This is a genomic window from Pseudoduganella plicata (genome assembly GCF_004421005.1).
Lineage (GTDB): Bacteria > Pseudomonadota > Gammaproteobacteria > Burkholderiales > Burkholderiaceae_D > Rugamonas > Rugamonas plicata.
In genome coordinates, this window is the sequence record NZ_CP038026.1 from 3,946,610 (window position 1) to 3,962,695 (window position 16,086).

Here is a 16,086-nt window from a genome sequence, read left to right on the forward strand (position 1 = left end):
TGCATGACGATCGGCCTGTTCCGGCTGTAGCGGCATCGTCGGTCCCCCTTCCGGGAGGACCGGTGCGAAGTTTTGTATCATGGACACTTATGCGTTATCAATAGGTGTCAAGTGTCGTTGCGTAATGCCTGTCGCTTCCTCATCCTCTGTGTGCCCTTCATGTCCGCCGGATTGCTGCGTGCCGCCCCGGTGGCTGAGCCGGCCGTCCAGCCGCGTACGGTGATCCCACTCGTACATTCCCGCTGGCTGGTCAAGGATGGCGCGCCACCGAATATCTACGCAATCGCACAGACGCCCGATGGCTGGCTCTGGCTTGCCAGTTCGATTGGATTGTTCCGCTTTGACGGTGTCACGTTTTCCCGCTACCGGCCACCCGCTGGCGTCGACCTCCCTGGCGCCATCCAGCGCATTGGTACGCTGAGCAACGGTACACTCTGGATAGCGCCACGTTTCGGCAAGCTTTACTTCCTGCGGGGAAAGACGCTTCAGGCCTTTACCGAACGGGAGGGGTTGCCCGGTGGGGTCATCATGGATGTCGCTCGCGACAAGCAAGGCCACACCTGGATCGCCACGGGCACCGGGCTGCACCGGTTGAACGGCGATGGTCGCACCTGGAGCGAGGCGGGCCGACAACTGGGCTTGCCGCGCGGTGGGCTCGTGAGCCTGCTGGCAGACCGCAGCGGGACCCTGTGGCTGCTGGCGCCGGGCGGTATTTTCGCGCTTGAGCCAGGTGCGCCGCAGGCCAGGCGCGTATCGGACCAGCAGGGCTGGGGATCGCTGCAGCAGGCCCCCGATGGCACGGTCTGGGCATCGGACATGATGACAAGGCGCATCCGGCGGATAACACCGCAGCTTGGCGACGTCCGGGCGGAACGCCTGCTGTCGAACGTCGAGCTCATGCGATTCACCTTCGACCGGCGCGGAAATATCTGGCTGCCGGAATATGGCGGAATTGGCCGACTGCAAGCGGATGCCGGCACACCAAAGCTCGAAACCTTTACGCACCAGCATGGCCTGAGCGGACAGCACGGTAACGCCGCCTTCGAGGATCGCGAGGGCAATGTATGGGCTGCGACAACGGGTGGGCTGGACCAGTTCCGGGTTCCGCGCGCGACGGAGGTAGCGCTACCGCCGTATTACTCGGAAGGGCGCCCCCTTGCCACGGGCGCGCACGGCGACTTCTGGGTCGATCACCTGTATTTCACCAAGGGTGGCAGCCTGCCCCGGCCGTTCGCGCCACCGGCAAAGGAAAACTCCCTGATCACATCGCTCCATCACGACCCGCACGGCGTCCTCTGGGCGGGCGCCCGCGATGGGCTGTGGCGTATAGAAGGTGCGATCCGGACGCGCATTGGTGTGCCGGCACCACTGAAAAAGATACCCTTTCTCAGCATTTTTGCCCTGGCGATGGACGAGCAGGACGGTTTATGGGTGTCATTCGGTCGCGCGGGTCTGTGGCGTTGGCATGCGGGCGCCTGGGCCGAATACGGGGGTGTCGCCGGCCTTGCAGGTCTGGGCTTCACGACCTTCGTTGCCAGTTCCAACAGTCAAGTCTGGTTCGGTGCGGTTGCCAATACCTTGGCCATTCTGCGCGACGGCAAGCTGGAACGGTATGGCCCTGGCGACGGTGTGAATATCGGCAGCGTGCTGCAAATCGTCCCTCATGGCCGCGGCGCCTACCTGGGCGGCGAGAGCGGACTGGCGTATTTCGACGGTGCGCGGGTGCACCGTATCCATGGCGATGATGGCGAACAGTTCCCAGGCGCGACCGGTATCGTGCTCACGCCCGCTGGCGACCTGTGGGTCCACACGGCGCGGGGACTGTTCGCCATTGGAGGCAGCGAGCTGGCCCGGATGGGCGCCGACCGGGGCTACCGGCCCCGCTACCGCCATTTCGATGAAAACGACGGACTGAAAGGCTCCGCGCCACCGCTGTTACCGTTACCTTCGCTGGTGCGGACGTCGACCGGCGAATTGATCGCTTCCACCGGCAGCGGCGTGTTCCGCTTCGACCCGGCGCGGCTCGCGACCAACCACATGGCGCCGCCGGTGCATGTGACAGGCATTGCCGCCGACGGCAAGCGGTTCGCGCCAACGTCGGGCGTACGCTTGCCGGCGGCTCCCGACAGCGTACGGATCGACTACACCGCCCTCAGCCTGGCATTGCCCCAGCGGGTTCGTTTCCGCTACATCCTGGAGGGCGTGGATCATGTCTGGCAGGATGCCGGGACACGTCGCACCGCGTTCTACACGCAGCTGCCGCCCGGTAAATACGCGTTCCACGTCGTAGCCGCGAACGAGGACGGGGTATGGAACGAGACCGGCGCCAGGATCGGTTTCGAGGTGCCGCCGACAGTGTTCCAGACCGTGTGGTTCAAGCTGCTGTGCGGCTTCCTGGCGGCCCTGGCGGCATGGGCGGCGCACCGCCTGCGCCTGCGCATCGCGCTGCGGCGGCAAACACTGGCGATCGAGGCGCGTGTGGCGGAACGCGAGCGTATCGCGCGCGACCTGCACGACACGCTGCTGCAATCGGTACAGGCCCTGATCCTCGCGTTCAAGCGCGTGGCGAACCGCACACCGGAAGATGCGGCAACGCGGCCGATGATGGACAAGGCGCTGGCCATGGCCAATACCGTGCTGGTCGAGGGGCGCGACAAGGTCGGCGGCCTGCGCGGCGAAGTCGCCGGCGACCTCGCCACAGCCCTGCGAGAACTGGGCGAACAGCTCGCCGAACAGTATCCACCGCGTTTCACGTTGGTCACCAGCGGCGCTGCCCGCAGGCTGCGCCCGGCTGTTTATCATGAACTCCTGGCGATCGGACGCGAAGCCCTGCGGAACGCCTTTGTGCACGCCGATGCAACCGCCATCGGCGTGCAGCTGTCTTATGGGACGCGGCAGTTCGTGCTGGCCGTGCGCGACGATGGTTGCGGCATCGACGCTGCCTACCGGGAAGGCCGGGCCGGCCATTGGGGCATTCGCGGAATGGCCGAGCGGGCGCAGCAGACTGGCGCCACACTCGATCTGCAGAGCGAACCCGGCAAGGGCTGCGCGTGGCATATACTGCTGCCGGCACATCTCGCCTATGTGCATGATGGCGCTGCTTCCCGACATGCCCCGGCTGGACAGTCCGACGTTCCGCTCGCTGCCACGGATGCGCAGGCGCCGCTGCCAGCCGACCCGGCCGTGTGAAGTGCCGCAGAGCCAGGGTGCCGGACCTCCGAAGTCATGTCAGGAGAAGAACCATGAAACCGATATCCGTACTGATCGTGGACGATCATCCGCTGTTCCGGCAGGGCGTGGCCGGCCTGGTCGAGGACGCTGCCGACATGTTCGTCGCCGGGCAGGCGGCGACAGGACGGGAGGCCATCGCCGCCTGTCGTGACCTGCAGCCCGACGTGGTCGTGATGGACCTGCAAATGCCGGCGATGGGCGGTGTCGAGGCCACCGCCGTGCTCCGTAGCGAGGCACCCAATGCGCGTGTGATCGTACTGACGACCTTCGAGGGCGACGTGCACGCCAGCAAGGCGTTGAACGCGGGCGCAGCGGCCTTCATGCTGAAAAGCACGGCAGGCGACGAGCTCGTTGACGCCATACGCGCCGTGCACGCGGGCAAGCGGCGCATCACGCCATCGGTTGCAGTGGCGATCGCAAGCAACCTGACGTCGAATGCCTTGTCCGAGCGCGAAGTGCAGGTGCTGGAGCTGGTCTCAAGGGGCAAGAGCAACCGTCTCATCGGCGCCCAGCTGGCGATCTCGGAAGACACCGTGAAAGCACACCTCAAGAGCGTATTTGCGAAGCTGCAGGCCAACGATCGCACGCATGCGGTGACGCTGGCGATCGAACGCGGCATTATCGAACTGCACCGTCACTCGGATTGAACCCGCGCACCCCATGCATGGTTGTCCAGTACGAGCGCACCGCCGCGCCGGTGCGATACACACTGGGCGAGACACCGGTCTGTTCCCGGAACACTTGCGCAAAGTGGCTGGGGCTACGATAGCCGAGTGCCAGGGCGACATTCACCACAGGTTCGGCCGTTTCGCACAACAGCCGCTTTGCCTCTTCGATACGCAGTTGCATGAAGTAGCGCGACGGTGACAGTCCCGTCGCCAGTTTGAAGCAGCGGCTGAAGTGGTAGATGCTCAGGCCGGCCTGGGTCGCCAGGTGTTTCAGGTTGAACGGTTCGTCCAGAGCTTCGCGCATCGCACGCAGGCTGCGCGCCAGCTTATGAGGCGGCAAACCCTGCAGTACTGCTGGTTCGGGGCCGCTGCCGGCATAGCGGCGCACCAGGTGCGCGACAAGCGCTTGGGCGACGCCTTCCAAGAAATACACGCAGGGCCTCGCCGGTCGCTTCAGCACGGTGTGCAGCAGGTCAAGCAGGTTGTTCACGGTGTCGTCAGGCCGGCCCGCCGCGTCGCGGAGCACAAAGCCTGTCAACGGTTTGCGGTGGATCTGCTGTACCGCGCAGCTCAGCATCGGCAAGCCGATGTGCATGCGCAGCGTCTTGAGCGGTGGGCCGCCGTCGTCGGAAAGCGCACTCAACTGAACCGGCTGGGGTGCCGGGTTGAGGAGAATATCGCCCTGTCGCAACACCATACTGCGCCGCGCGCCGTCGGCAGCGCCGATCGTGGCGACGGCGCTGCCGCTGGCAATCCACAGCAGCAACGGCTCCTGTTGCGCAGGAACCAGAATGCCGGACGGCCGCCCGGAGCAGGTTGCCAGTGCAAGAGCGAGGTGCGGGCCGAACTGGAACGAGCGTTCCGCAGGCTCGCCGGCGCTGGGCCGGCACAGTACGTCGATGGCAGCGAAGTCGTTCATCAGGGACAGGTGCAGAAACGGTTTCAGGCAACCATTGTCCAGCCGGCAGCGCGTGATGGCGATCCCGGCCGTATGCGTGCAGCGTCACTCTTTCGAGGTAGTACTGCAATCGTACCTTGCGCATCCGTGCGGGCGCCAGGGCGCCCGTAACACAACGTTCGGCTTGCGCGATCCTGCGCCTACTGCGCACGCGAAATCGCCGCGGCCCTGCACTTCTTCGGTATTGCGTCGGCACGACGGCTTTCGCCGCCGTGCCGACGCCAGGATGGGGCCTGTCGTTCTCCTTGTATGCCGGTTCAGCCGACTTTAACGAGGTTCTGGGCCGGCAGCGGGCCGCCAGGGAATTGCTGCAGCGTGCCGCCGACGGCCAGCGAGCCGAGATCGATGCTGGCAAAACCAAGGCGGTCGATCAGGCCGACGACCGTGTCCTTGGCGTCGCGGTCGTCACCGGAGACGAACACCACGCGTCGGCCGCCGTCCTGGCGCGGGTCGCTCGCCAGCACGTTTGCCAGCAGCGTGTTAAACGCTTTCACCACACGGGCGCCAGGGACGAGATCGGCCAGCACCTGGCTGGAATTGCGTCCGCCCAGTTCCGCCAGCCGGTAGCCGGGCAGCAGAACGGGGTTGTTGGCATCGATCAGGATGCGGCCGTTCCAGTCGATGCCGGCCAGCGCGTCCTCCAGGCGGGACCAGTTGACGCTGACGAAGACGATGTCGGCCGCTGCCGCTTCATCGCGGGTGCCGGCACGGGCACGGGGGCCAAGTGCGTCAACCACCGCGGACAGGGATGCGGGGCCGCGGCTGTTGCTGAGGATGACGTCGATGCCGGCCTTGACGAGTTGCGAAGCCATCGCCTGGCCGATTGCGCCGGCGCCGATGATCCCTACGGTTTGCGTGGTGGTGGTCATTTGAATTTTCCTGGAAAAGTGGAGGCACCTGGTGCCGGGCTTTGCGCAGCATGAGCGCCGCGTTGATGAAGCCAGTGTAGGGTGATCGCTTTCGTGGATAAAGCCGGCTCAGCGCAACCCAGTATTCCCAGGGAGGTGATAATCCCGTACGACGGGCACGGGCTGTCGCATCCTGACGGCCCCGCAGCCCGCAGGCGGTGGAACTACCGCTCGAATCACCGCTGAACTGCGCGCCCTTCGTCTCCCCTGAATTGCAGGATCCGACAAGCCGGCAGGACGATCCGGTAATTCCCGCTCGTTGCACGGCCGCGATACTGTGACATCACCCCTGTCGAGTGCACGGCGGCAGGCTGTCCTGCTGGCGCGATTGTCGCCGCGGCGGGAATGCCGGTGCCCGCGAAGCGGCGTTTATCCGCCCGGCCGCGCTGCCTATGATGGGCTGATCGACAACCACAGGAGAACATCATGAACAAGGATTTTGACGGCAAGGTGGTGCTGGTGACGGGTGCCGGATCGGGCATCGGCCGCGCCGCCGCACGGCTGTTCGCCGCGCGGGGGGCGGCCGTGTACGCGGCAGACCTGAATGCGCAAGGCCTGCAGGAAACCGCGGACCTGGTACGCGAGGCTGGCGGAAAGGTGCGGACGGCGGCCATCGACGTCGCCCGCGAAGCCGATGTCGCCGCGCTGCTGGTCCGGATCGGGGACGAAGCCGGCCGGCTCGACGCGGCGTTCAATAACGCGGGCATCACGGGCGGCACGTACGCCTTGCAGGATTATCCGGCGGAAGACTTCGACCGCGTTATCGCCGTCAATCTGCGCAGCGTCTTCCTTGGGATGAAATATGAGCTGCCGCTGCTGTTGCGGCAGGGCGGCACGATCGTCAACACCGCCTCGGTGGCCGCCATCACGGGGCCCGGCGGGATGAGCGCCTACGCCGCCTCGAAGCACGGCGTGCAGGGGCTGACGCGGGTCGCGGCGATGGAAAACGCGGCGCGCGGTGTGCGCATCAACGCGATCGCCCCCGGCTGGACGGAAACGCCGATGGTCGTGGCCAACAGCGCCCAGAACCCGGCGTTCGCGGCGCTGGCGAAACAGGCCATCCCCGCCGGCCGCGGCGCGGCGCCGGAGGAAATCGCCGAAGCGGCGCTGTGGCTGTCGTCTGGTGCGTCGAGCTATGTGCACGGCCAGCTGCTGGTGGTCGACGGCGGCATGACCATCGGCGGCTTCGCCCTGTAGCAATCCGCGCGCCGCAGCAAAATCCCGACAGCCCCCGCAACGTCCCGCAGGACAGCTCCGGAGGCGCGCGGCACCATGTGATCCATGCTCCATCGCCGATGGAAGCCCTTCAAACTGAACTGAAAGGAGATCATCATGGAACTCAAAGGCAAAGTGGCATTGGTCACGGGTGCGTCGAGCGGTATCGGCGCGGCGACGGCAAAAAAACTGGCCGAAGCGGGCGTCAAGGTGGGCCTGGCGGCGCGCCGCGTGGATCGCCTCGATGCGCTGGTCGACGAGATCCGGGCCGCCGGCGGCGATGCGATGGCGATCCCGATGGACGTGACGGACCTGGACGCCGTGCGGCGCGGCGTGGCCGCGCTGGCGGACCGCTATGGCAGGATCGATATCGTCTTCGCCAACGCGGGCCTGATGCCGGCCTCCGATATCGCCAGCCTGAAGGTCGACGAATGGCACCGCATGGTCGACGTCAACGTCAAGGGCGTCCTGAACACGGTGGCCGCCACGCTGCCGCTGCTGCAGGAGCAGAAGTCGGGTCACATCGTCACCACGTCGTCCATTGCCGGCCGCAAGACGTTCGCGGGCCTGGGCGTCTACTGCGCCACCAAGCACGCGGTGGCGGCGTTCTCGGACACGCTGCGCATGGAAGTGGGCAAGCAGTACGGCATTCGCGTGACCTGCCTGCAGCCGGGCGCCGTCGAGAGCGAACTGTTCGAACACGTCTCCGACGCCGGCTACCGCGAGCAGATGGAAGGGCTGAAGGAGCAGATGACGTTCCTGAAGGCGCAGGATATCGGCGACGCCGTCGTGTATGCGCTGCAGGCCCCGGCGCACGTGGACCTGGCCGAGGTGTTTGTCATGCCGACCGAGCAGCCCTGGTAACGCACTCGCCCGAGCGAGCAAAGGCCGCCATTGCGCGGCCTTTCTTGCATGGGCCGTCGAGGGGCCGTTTCAGGATAAAATCGCGCTGACGAGTGTCCGCCGCCGGCCATCCGCCGGCCCCCTGCCCCAGAGCCGAGGCCATCGATGATCGAGAAACTAGCCGCCATTCTCAGCCGCCATGCCACGCGCGACGGCGTCGAAGCGACCGTGCTGCCGCGCGTGCACCTGCTGCGCTCCACCCGGCCCACCGAGCCGATTCCCGTCGTCCACCAGCCCGCGGTGTGCTTCGTTGCGCAGGGCCGCAAGCAGACCATGCTGGGAGACGATGCCTATCTGTACGCGCCGCCGCAGTTCCTGATCGTCAGCGCGGAGGTGCCGATCACGGGACAGATCCTGGAAGCGTCGGCGCTGGCGCCGTACCTGTGCCTGCGTCTGGACCTGGATCCCGCCACGATCGCGTCAGTGATCCAGGACGCAGCGCTTGCCGGCGCCGCCACGGACGTCGTGCACAGCGGCGTGGCCGTCAGCACGGCCGCGCCGGAGCTGATCGACGCCGTGGTGCGCCTGGCATCGCTGCTCGACGTGCCGGAAGGCGACCGCCGCTTCCTGACGCCGCTGGCCGAACGCGAGATCCTGTATCGCCTCTTGATGGGGGAACAGTCGGACCGGCTGCGCCAGATCGCCTTTGCCGACAGCAAGCTGTCGCGCATCAACCGGGCGATTGCGTGGATCAAGACGAATTACGCGAGCGTGGTGCGGATCGAAGAGATGGCGGCGCTGGTCAACATGAGCACATCGACCTTCCACGAGCACTTCCGCACGGTGACGTCGATGAGCCCCTTGCAGTACCAGAAGCAGATTCGCCTGCAGGAAGCGCGCCGGCTGATGCTGGCGCAGGCGGTCGATGCGGCCACCGCCGGTTTTCGGGTCGGCTACGAGAGTCCGTCGCAGTTTTCGCGCGAATACGCGCGCCGGTTTGGCCTGCCACCGAAGCGCGATATCGAGAAGATCCGTGGCATGCCGACGTTTGCCTGAAGTCCGGAGGATCAGGCAATTGCATCGGACGATGCGCCAATCGCCCGCCGCCCCGCAACGGTAGACTCATCCCGACCTCGCAAGGGGATGACAATCACCGTGAAAGGAGCAGGCGATGACCACGCAGGTTACGGAGAAGAAGACGCAGGCAGCCCACTCGTATGTGGGCATGTGGGTGACCGCAGATGGGTTCATCCGCCACGAGTTGCGGGCGGATGGGCGCTACGACGAAGCGCGCGGCAAGCGCCACAGCGCCTACCGCGGCCGCTACTGGCTGGAGGGCGACCATATCGAGTACCAGGACGATACCGGTTTTACCGCCGATGGCGACTTCCGCGATGGCGTGCTGTATCACGCCGGCATGGTCCTGTACCGCGAAGGCTGACGTCAGTCCATCAGGTGGCGCCACTTCGTCATGTAGCCGCCCATGTCGACGGTATCGCCATCGACGATGAAGCGGCCGTCGCCGGCGTGGTGGATCAGGCGGCGTTCCGCCTTGTCGGCGTCCACATGGATATGGGTGACTTCAAGGACGAACAGGTTGTAGCGTTCGACCAGCGACATGTCGGCAATGCGGCATTCCAGGTTGGCAAGGCATTCGCCGACCAGCGGCGCGCTGACGGTGCGGGCGGGCCGCGCCGTCAGGCCGAACGCCGCGAACTTGTCGATATCGCGGCCGGAGCAGTTGCCGATTTTCGTTACCGTCTCGGCCAGTTCGACGGTGGGCAGCGCGATCACGCAAGTGCCGCTGTCGCGCAGCGCGCGGTAGCTGTGGTCCCACGGGCCGATCACGCAGGCGACCAGCGCCGGCGAGTGTTGCAGCACCATGTGAAAGCCCATCGTCATGACATTGGGCTGTTCGGGCGTGCCCGTCGCGACCAGCACGACCGGTCCCGATTCGAGCAGCCGGTAGGTTTTGGAGGGGTGCAGTTCCCTGAACATGGCGGTCCTTTCAAAGTGGAAGACAGGACCCTATCGTCGCGCAGGCGGGCCTCGGCTGCCGTCGCCGGCTTGCGCGCCATGTCGGCATCTTGCGGTGCCGGCCATTGCAAGGAGGATGAATGACGGATGTGACGTCGGCGGAAGCCATGAAGGACCATATTCCCGGGGAGCTGCTAGGCGAGCGCCGCACGTCCGCCGCAGACGATATCTATGTCGAGATCGCGACGCGCAGCCCCGTGCAGCACGAGATCCTCGTGCCCGCGGTGCCGGAGCCGATGCTGGTGTGGATCGCCGGCGGCTCGGCCGTCGTGGACGAACGTCCGCCGGGCGGAGAATGGCTGTCGGTTCCCGTAACGGCGGGCGACTTTTATCTCACCACGTCGCCACTGCCGACCGAGATGCGCTGGCGCAGCACGTCGGCCGCGCCGTTTCGCGTCATGCACCTGTATATCGGCCTGCCGCTGCTGGCGCGTACCGCGCGTGAAGTGGCGGGACTGCAACCGGCGCAAGTCGTGCTGCGCGAGGTGTCCGGCGAGCGTGACGACGTGTTGTGCGCGTTGCTGCAGGCACTGCATGGCGCCTTGCGGCGCATGCCGGAGCCGGCCGACAGCTTCGTGCGCGGGATCGGCCAGGCGCTGACGGCTCACCTGGTGCAGCATTACCGCAGCACCGCACCGGCGCGCAGGCCGGCACGCGGCGGGCTGCCCGCGTACAAGCTGCATCGCATCCTCGGCGCCATGCGAGCGGCGCTGGATCAACCGTTCGACCTGGCCCGGTATGCCGACATGGCGGACCTGAGCGTGTTCCACTTCAGCCGCGTCTTCAAGCAGGCCACCGGCATGGCGCCCTCGCGCTATTTCGTGCGGCTGCGCGTCGAGGAGGCCCGGCGCCTGCTGTGCGAGACCGACCGCGCAGTGATCGATATCGGCCTGGCGGTCGGCTACGACAGCGCCAGCCACTTCTCGCAGGTATTCCGGCAGGTGACGGGCATGCCGCCCAGCGTGTACCGCGCGGGCGGCGACGAGTAAGGCGGCCCTACAGCACGCCGTCCGCGCGCAGCTGCCGGCCCAGGCGGGCGATTTCGCGCTCGCCCCGTTCCAGTGCTGCCGCACTGGTGTGGACCGAGTAATGGCCCGTTACCAGCGGGTACTCGTGGCGCGCCGCGGAGCCCAGCACGAACTGGGTGTCGCCACGGGCAACGAAGTCGAGCGGGCTGGCGCCGTCTGCAAAGATCGCCACTTCGCGCGACAGCCGCGTCCCCGCCGTTTCAAGGGAGCCGTCCGCCACGGCGACCCATGCCACGTCGTGACCCGCTGGCGGCGTGTAGCGCCAGCGCTCACCGTCCTTCAGGCGTACGTGCAGGTAGGTGAGCGGCGCGCGCGTCTGGATCGCACTGCGGGCACCGTCATGGCTGCCGATGATGACGCGCGCGGGACCGGATTCACGTACCTCGTCCGGCGCGACATAAATGCTGTGTGACGGCGCGTTTTCGTCTTCCGGCGGCAGCGCGAGCCACAACTGAAAGCCGCGCACGGCGCCGCCGGGCACCGGTCCGCCCTCATGCCAGACGCCGCCGCCGGCGCTCATCCACTCGACGCCCCCGGTGGGCAGCACGCCGCCATTGCCCGTGGTTTCGCGGTAGTCCAGTTGGCCGTCGAGGATGACGGTCACGGTGGCGATGCCGGAATGGGGATGCATGCCCATCTTGTGGCCGCTGTCGGTGAGGTTGAAGAGGTCGAGGAACACGAACGGCTTGAGCAGTGCGCCCGCGTCACCGGGGCTGACGAGACGGGTCACGCCGCCGTGGACGCGCCCCTTGGTGCGAAAGACGATCCCGCGAGCGGTGGACGACGAAACGGAGGGACGGATTGCGATATCGGTGTACATGGCTGATCCTTGATGAATGCCGGCAGAACGCCGGCGTTGTTCGGAACAGCCATCTTAGGAAGCCTCGATGGATCGGAATAGCCTATCTGTTTCGATGTCATCCATCTGCAATTCAGATGGATGACTGCCGAGGCCCCGGTGGCAGCGTATACGGGCTGTTACGGAACAATTCCATCATCCAGTCGACGAACACGCGTACGCGCGCGCTCAGGTGCCGGTTGGCCGGGTAGACGATGGACAGCGGAATGCCCGGCGCCTGCCACGGCGCCAGGACCTGCACCAGGGCGCCGCTGTCGATATGGCGGCCGGCGACGAACGCGGGACCGTGCATGATGCCCAGCCCTGACAAGGTGGCGGCCAGCATCGCCCCGCTGTCGTTGACGGTGACGAAGTGGTTGCCGCGGACGGTGACGGTTTCGCCGCCATGCGTCAGCACGATCGGCAGCTGCCGGGTCGAGCCCGCATACTGGTAGCGCACCAGCTGGTGGCCGTGTTCCAGGTCGGCGGGATGCTGCGGCACGCCGTGCGTTTCCAGGTAGCCCGGCGTGGCGCACGTGAGCTGCGGCAGGGTGCCCAGCTGGCGTGCGATCAGCGATGGATCCGAGATCGTCCCGGCGCGGATGACGCAGTCGACCCGTTCGCCGATCATGTCCACGGGGCGGTCGCTGGCGCCGATGTCGAGCTGCACGTCCGGATAGCGGGCGTGGAATTGCGCCAGCGTCGGAATCAGCAGCAGCGATGCGATGGTGGTGCCCATGTCGACCCGCAGCCGGCCGCGCGGATGGCTGCGCGCCCGCGCCAGTTCGTCCTCGATCTCGTCCCATTCCTCCAGCAGCCGCGCCATGCGTTCGTAGTAGGCCTGCCCGTCGGTGGTGACGGATACGCGGCGCGTGGTGCGGTTGAGCAGCTTGATGCGCAGGTGGGCTTCGAGCGACTGCACCAGCTTCGTGACGGAATTGCGCGGCAGTTGGAGCGAGTCGGCAGCCCGGGCGAAGCTGCCCGTTTCCACGACGCGGGCGAAGGTGCGAACGGCGGTCAGATAGTCCATCGGGTGCTGTGTCCATGAAAACGCCAGATTATCACGCGCGTGGGAATTGTGCAGGGCAGTTTTGCCCGTTTATCCCCAGCTGCGACCAATCTAAGATGGACCCATCCAACCAACGAAAGGAAATCGTCATGAACCAGCAGATCCGCATCCACGCCACCGGCACGCCATCGGTCATGCAACTGGAAACCGTCGCCGACGTCGGGCAGCCCGGCCCAGGCCAGGTCCGCCTGCGCCACGAAGCGATCGGCGTCAACTTCGTCGACACGCTGTTCCGCTCCGGCGCCTTCCCGGCACCGCTGCCGCTGGCAATGGGCGTGGAAGGCGCCGGTGTCGTCGTCGCGGTCGGCGCGGGTGTCGACCATGTGCAGGTGGGCGACCGCACGGTGTACTTCTTCGCACCCGGTGCGTATGCGGACGAGCGCCTGATCGACGCCCGGCACCTTGTTCGCCTGCCGGCCGGGATGGACGCCGAAACGGCCGCCGCGACCTTCACGAAAGGACTGACCGCGTGGATGATGCTGTTCGGCGCCCACCGCTTGCAGCCCGGCGAAACGGTACTGGTCCATGGCGCCGCGGGCGGTGTCGGCTCGATGGTCGCGCGCTGGGCCGCGGCGCTGGGCGCCACCGTCATTGCGACGGCCGGCTCGGACGAGAAGGCCGCGCAACTGACCTCCTGGGGCATTGCCCATGTGCTGCGCTCGGACGATCCCGAGCTGGCGGCCAAGGCACGGGCGATAGCCGGTGGCGGCGTGGACGTGGTGTACGAGCTGGTAGGCAAAGCCACCTTCGCCCAGTCGGTGCTGGCCTTGCGCGATGGCGGGCACCTTATCCATGTGGGCAACGCGTCGGGCAGCCCCGCCGTGGACAAGGCCGCGCTGGCGGCGCGCGGCATCCGCTACGTGCAGCCCAGCACGGGCCAGTACGTGGGCGAGCGCGCCGAGCTGGAACGCGCCAGCGCGACGCTGTTTGCCGCGATGCGCGACGGGATCTTCGGCAACGAGCGCCCAACGCGCTACGCCCTGCGCGACGCGGCGCAGGCGCACGAGGACATGGCGGCCCGCCGCCTGACCGGCGCGGCCATCCTGGTGCCGTAAGCGCTTTCGCCCGATAGCACAGTTGCGCCGCATCCTGCCGCATTGCTGCCGACTTTCAGGCAAGAATGCGGCAGGATCCTGCTATCGGCTGGCGCGGCCGCGGTCCTATCCTTGTCGTCATGGCGGAGGTTCTCCTCCAACTCGCATCCACGACCACACAAGGAGATACATCATGGATAAACGCGCGATTTCGCTGGCCGCACTGCTGCTCTGCTCCGTCTCTCTTGCCGCCCCGGTACCAGACAGCTGCCCCGCCATTGGCAGGAACGGTGTCGCCGAACTGCATCGCGACTGGCTCATGACGGGCTGGGAGCGCAATGCGGGTGACCCGCCATTCAACTTCCGCAAGGACCTCGGGCGCTACTACGATTTCACCCGCACGGACCTGAGCCTGTTCGACGATTTCGACCCCGAGCTGAAGGTGCGCACGACGGCCGACGACTATGGCAAGGTCTGGTACGGTCTCGTGCCCAGATTCCGCAGTGTCCATCACAAGATCACCGAACAGCCGACCGTCGTCGCGGCGGGGCCGCGCTACAGCCACTCGGTAATGGAGTTCGCATTCGAGGTCACACCGAACGAGGGCGCGCCCATGTACCTGGTGTCGCGCACGTCGATCCTGTGGCGCTGCGGCGTTGACGGCTGGAAGATCTTCCGCGAGCATAACTCGGCGCGGCCGGCCGATGCGGCCGTGTACCGCAACGCACGCTGAGCTCCGGGGGCAGCGAACTACCGGCTGCCCTTCAGCTGTTCGACAAACCAGCGGCCCGCCGGTCCCGGCGGCATGTCCTTCCGATGGATCGCATGCATGGAAAAGCCCTGTCCCATCACGGGGCTGGTTTCCAGCGTCAGCTTGACCAGCGTCCCTTCGCGCAGGTCGTTCTCCACCATATGCAGCGGCATCGTGCCCCAGCCCAGGCCCGCCTTGAGAAAGGCGTGCTTGGCGCCCAGGTCCGCCAGGCGCCACACGCCCTGCGACACGACACCGAAATCCCTGCCGGTGGTTAGCGGCGAGCGATCCGTCAGCACCAGCTGCACGTGCGTTGCGGCGACCGAGCGCAGGATCACGCCCTGGTGCAGCGCAAGCGGATGGCAGGGCGCGGCCACGGCGACAGCCGGCACGTCGAGCAGGTAGTCCGATACGCAATCCTGCGGCACGTCCGGCAGCGAGCCGATGACGGCGATGCGGCACTGCCCGGCCAGCAGCGGCTGCACGACGGCGCCCAGCGCCTCGACGAACAGGCGCAGCGGCGTGGCGGGATAACGCTGCTGGAATGCCTGCACGGCCGCCGTCAGCGTGGCGATCGGGAACATGACGTCCACCGCCACCGCCAGTTCCGGCTCAAGCCCTTCCGACAGCGTGCGCGCCCGCGCCTTGAACGCGTCCATGCCAGCCACCGCGCCGCGCGCGCCTTCCAGCAGTGCTGCGCCGGCCTCGGTCAGGCGAGGGTAGCGCGCGCTGCGGTCGAACAGCGTCAGCCCCACCTGCAGCTCCAGGTTGGCCAGCGTGTGGCTGACCACGGACTGCGCGCGCCGCAGGCGCCGCCCTGCCGCCGAAAAGCTGCCTTCTTCGGCGGCCGCGATAAAGGTCCGTAACTGATCCAGGGTGAGCGCTTCGAGCATCCATCTATCCTTTCGATATTTGTCATCTAATTATATTGGATTCACAGATGGATCGTCGACGCCTAAGATACATCCATACCCGCTGACAAAACAAACGGCGGCCCACCCAAACGATGAAAAAGGAAACGATCATGAACACGACCACCAACACCGCCAACACCACCGCCATCCCTGCCATCGGCCGCATCCTGCTGGCTGCCATCTTTGTCATCAGCGGCATCGGCAAGATCGCCGCGCCCGCCGCGACCATCGGCTATATCCAGGCCATGGGCCTGCCGTTCGCCACGCTGGGGCTGGCGATCGCCGTCATCGTCGAACTGGGCGGCGGCGTGCTGCTGGCGCTGGGCTACAAAACCCGTCTCGTGGCGGCGGTGCTGGCGGCGTTCTCGGTCGTGACGGCGATTGCGTTCCACGGCGCGATCGGCGACCAGAACCAGTTCATCCACCTGCTGAAGAACTTCGCCATGGCTGGCGGCCTGCTGCAGGTGGTGGCGTTCGGTGCCGGTGCCTTCAGCATCGACAATCGCACGGTCCGTACCGCCCAGCGCGTGCAGCGCGCAGCGTAATCGGGGAGTGAAGCCGCCGGGGGCCATCAGCGTGGAAACGCTGATGG

At 66.5% G+C, this 16,086-nt stretch carries 16 protein-coding genes; 10 read left to right on the top strand and 6 right to left on the bottom strand.

Annotation, left to right across the window (positions count from 1 at the left end; genetic code table 11):
* Window positions 1–111 precede the first annotated feature (111 nt).
* Both E1742_RS17275 and E1742_RS17280 read left to right on the top strand, forming a co-directional pair.
* Complete coding sequence (locus E1742_RS17275; protein ID WP_134386207.1) at window positions 112–3,189, top strand: sensor histidine kinase; 3,078 nt, start codon at window positions 112–114, stop codon at window positions 3,187–3,189.
* 53 nt (window positions 3,190–3,242) lie between these two features.
* On the top strand, window positions 3,243–3,878 hold the full coding sequence (locus E1742_RS17280; RefSeq protein ID WP_134386208.1) for a response regulator: 636 nt from the start codon (window positions 3,243–3,245) through the stop codon (window positions 3,876–3,878).
* On the opposite strand, the gene E1742_RS17285 is transcribed toward E1742_RS17280, so the two are convergent.
* Window positions 3,850–4,818 carry a helix-turn-helix domain-containing protein gene (locus E1742_RS17285; protein ID WP_134386209.1) on the bottom strand — a complete coding sequence of 323 codons (969 nt, stop codon included), beginning with the start codon at window positions 4,816–4,818 and terminating at the stop codon, window positions 3,850–3,852. The two genes, E1742_RS17280 and E1742_RS17285, sit on opposite strands and share 29 nt — an antisense overlap.
* A 296-nt stretch (window positions 4,819–5,114) precedes the next feature.
* The gene (locus E1742_RS17290) at window positions 5,115–5,726 is read right to left on the bottom strand and encodes an NADPH-dependent F420 reductase (RefSeq protein WP_134386210.1); all 612 of its coding nucleotides are present in this window, start codon (window positions 5,724–5,726) and stop codon (window positions 5,115–5,117) included.
* A 465-nt stretch (window positions 5,727–6,191) separates the two neighbouring features.
* Between E1742_RS17290 and E1742_RS17295 the strand changes: the two genes are divergently transcribed.
* The 4 genes from E1742_RS17295 to E1742_RS17310 all read left to right on the top strand — a co-directional run bounded on the left by E1742_RS17295 (window position 6,192) and on the right by E1742_RS17310 (window position 9,264).
* Entirely contained in the window at window positions 6,192–6,962 is a 771-nt protein-coding gene (locus E1742_RS17295) for an SDR family NAD(P)-dependent oxidoreductase (protein WP_134386211.1), read from the top strand.
* 135 nt (window positions 6,963–7,097) lie between these two features.
* Entirely contained in the window at window positions 7,098–7,844 is a 747-nt protein-coding gene (locus tag E1742_RS17300) for an SDR family oxidoreductase (protein WP_134386212.1), read from the top strand.
* A 144-nt stretch (window positions 7,845–7,988) separates the two neighbouring features.
* Window positions 7,989–8,879: an AraC family transcriptional regulator gene (locus E1742_RS17305; RefSeq protein ID WP_134386213.1), complete on the top strand. Its 891-nt coding sequence runs from the start codon at window positions 7,989–7,991 to the stop codon at window positions 8,877–8,879.
* A 115-nt stretch (window positions 8,880–8,994) separates the two neighbouring features.
* Window positions 8,995–9,264, top strand: a complete 270-nt coding sequence (locus E1742_RS17310; protein WP_134386214.1) for an Atu4866 domain-containing protein — start codon at window positions 8,995–8,997, stop codon at window positions 9,262–9,264.
* A 2-nt stretch (window positions 9,265–9,266) separates the two neighbouring features.
* Here E1742_RS17310 and E1742_RS17315 read toward each other — a convergent pair whose 3' ends face one another.
* Window positions 9,267–9,821, bottom strand: a complete 555-nt coding sequence (locus E1742_RS17315) for a flavin reductase family protein (RefSeq protein WP_134386215.1) — start codon at window positions 9,819–9,821, stop codon at window positions 9,267–9,269.
* Window positions 9,822–9,940: 119 nt separating this feature from the next.
* Between E1742_RS17315 and E1742_RS17320 the strand changes: the two genes are divergently transcribed.
* A complete protein-coding gene (locus E1742_RS17320) occupies window positions 9,941–10,849 on the top strand; it encodes a helix-turn-helix domain-containing protein (protein WP_134386216.1) in 909 nt (302 codons plus the stop codon).
* A gap of 7 nt (window positions 10,850–10,856) precedes the next feature.
* Here the strand turns inward: E1742_RS17320 and E1742_RS17325 are convergent, their stop codons facing one another.
* Complete coding sequence (locus tag E1742_RS17325) at window positions 10,857–11,708, bottom strand: pirin family protein (RefSeq protein WP_134386217.1); 852 nt, start codon at window positions 11,706–11,708, stop codon at window positions 10,857–10,859.
* Window positions 11,709–11,820: 112 nt separating this feature from the next.
* Window positions 11,821–12,756, bottom strand: a complete 936-nt coding sequence (locus tag E1742_RS17330) for a LysR family transcriptional regulator (RefSeq protein WP_134386218.1) — start codon at window positions 12,754–12,756, stop codon at window positions 11,821–11,823.
* 128 nt (window positions 12,757–12,884) lie between these two features.
* On the opposite strand from E1742_RS17330, the gene E1742_RS17335 reads away from it, so the two are divergent.
* Both E1742_RS17335 and E1742_RS17340 read left to right on the top strand, forming a co-directional pair.
* A complete protein-coding gene (locus tag E1742_RS17335) occupies window positions 12,885–13,850 on the top strand; it encodes a quinone oxidoreductase family protein (RefSeq protein ID WP_134386219.1) in 966 nt (321 codons plus the stop codon).
* Window positions 13,851–14,022: 172 nt separating this feature from the next.
* Entirely contained in the window at window positions 14,023–14,562 is a 540-nt protein-coding gene (locus E1742_RS17340; RefSeq protein WP_134386220.1) for a Cif family virulence factor, read from the top strand.
* Between the two features lie 17 nt (window positions 14,563–14,579).
* On the opposite strand, the gene E1742_RS17345 is transcribed toward E1742_RS17340, so the two are convergent.
* The gene (locus tag E1742_RS17345) at window positions 14,580–15,473 is read right to left on the bottom strand and encodes a LysR family transcriptional regulator (RefSeq protein WP_134386221.1); all 894 of its coding nucleotides are present in this window, start codon (window positions 15,471–15,473) and stop codon (window positions 14,580–14,582) included.
* A gap of 131 nt (window positions 15,474–15,604) precedes the next feature.
* On the opposite strand from E1742_RS17345, the gene E1742_RS17350 reads away from it, so the two are divergent.
* Window positions 15,605–16,039: a DoxX family protein gene (locus E1742_RS17350; RefSeq protein ID WP_206076688.1), complete on the top strand. Its 435-nt coding sequence runs from the start codon at window positions 15,605–15,607 to the stop codon at window positions 16,037–16,039.
* Window positions 16,040–16,086: the final 47 nt, after the last annotated feature.

Coding starts and splice junctions, on each gene's coding strand:
- E1742_RS17280 (WP_134386208.1), top strand. CDS start 3,243: ATGAAACCGATATCCGTACTGATCGTGGACGATCATCCGCTGTTCCGG.
- E1742_RS17285 (WP_134386209.1), bottom strand. CDS start 4,818: ATGAACGACTTCGCTGCCATCGACGTACTGTGCCGGCCCAGCGCCGGC.
- E1742_RS17290 (WP_134386210.1), bottom strand. CDS start 5,726: ATGACCACCACCACGCAAACCGTAGGGATCATCGGCGCCGGCGCAATC.
- E1742_RS17295 (WP_134386211.1), top strand. CDS start 6,192: ATGAACAAGGATTTTGACGGCAAGGTGGTGCTGGTGACGGGTGCCGGA.
- E1742_RS17300 (WP_134386212.1), top strand. CDS start 7,098: ATGGAACTCAAAGGCAAAGTGGCATTGGTCACGGGTGCGTCGAGCGGT.
- E1742_RS17305 (WP_134386213.1), top strand. CDS start 7,989: ATGATCGAGAAACTAGCCGCCATTCTCAGCCGCCATGCCACGCGCGAC.
- E1742_RS17310 (WP_134386214.1), top strand. CDS start 8,995: ATGACCACGCAGGTTACGGAGAAGAAGACGCAGGCAGCCCACTCGTAT.
- E1742_RS17315 (WP_134386215.1), bottom strand. CDS start 9,821: ATGTTCAGGGAACTGCACCCCTCCAAAACCTACCGGCTGCTCGAATCG.
- E1742_RS17320 (WP_134386216.1), top strand. CDS start 9,941: ATGACGGATGTGACGTCGGCGGAAGCCATGAAGGACCATATTCCCGGG.
- E1742_RS17325 (WP_134386217.1), bottom strand. CDS start 11,708: ATGTACACCGATATCGCAATCCGTCCCTCCGTTTCGTCGTCCACCGCT.
- E1742_RS17330 (WP_134386218.1), bottom strand. CDS start 12,756: ATGGACTATCTGACCGCCGTTCGCACCTTCGCCCGCGTCGTGGAAACG.
- E1742_RS17335 (WP_134386219.1), top strand. CDS start 12,885: ATGAACCAGCAGATCCGCATCCACGCCACCGGCACGCCATCGGTCATG.
- E1742_RS17340 (WP_134386220.1), top strand. CDS start 14,023: ATGGATAAACGCGCGATTTCGCTGGCCGCACTGCTGCTCTGCTCCGTC.
- E1742_RS17345 (WP_134386221.1), bottom strand. CDS start 15,473: ATGCTCGAAGCGCTCACCCTGGATCAGTTACGGACCTTTATCGCGGCC.
- E1742_RS17350 (WP_206076688.1), top strand. CDS start 15,605: ATGAACACGACCACCAACACCGCCAACACCACCGCCATCCCTGCCATC.